This window comes from Curtobacterium sp. 18060 (assembly GCF_902706105.1).
Classification (GTDB): Bacteria; Actinomycetota; Actinomycetes; order Actinomycetales; family Microbacteriaceae; genus Curtobacterium.
Window position 1 is genome coordinate 1 of sequence record NZ_CACSJV010000127.1, and the last position, 431, is coordinate 431.

At 67.3% G+C, this 431-nt stretch carries 1 protein-coding gene; it reads right to left on the reverse strand.

All coding sequences use genetic code 11. The features are described 5' to 3' along the window. A partial coding sequence (locus GVL05_RS19875) for a CheR family methyltransferase (protein ID WP_327785650.1) occupies positions 1–431 on the reverse strand: 431 nt, incomplete at both ends.

Genomic DNA, 431 nt, shown 5'->3' on the forward strand with positions numbered 1-431 from the left:
GATGTCGGTCGCGTAGATCAGCGTGCGCTCCAGCAGGCCCTCCTCGCGCAGCAGGATGGCGAGCGAATACACCTCCTCGCCAGTGCTGCAGCCGGCCACCCAGATCTTGAGCGACGGGTAGGTGCGCAGCACGGGCACCACGGTCTCGCGCAGCGCGCGGAAGTAGCTCGGGTCGCGGAACATCTCGCTCACCTGCACGGTGAGGTATTCGAGCATGGCCGGGAATACTTCCGGGTCGTGCAGGATGAGGTGCTGCAGCTGCGAGAGCGTGCGGCAGTGGAAGCGCGTGAGCGCCGACTGCAGGCGCCGCTTGAGCGAGGCCTGCGCGTAGCCGCGGAAGTCGTAGTGGTAGCGGCGGTAGATGGCCTCCACGAGCAGGTGCTGCTCGATGTCGAAGGTCTTGCGGCGCAGGGCCGAGCCGGCTTCGTCTC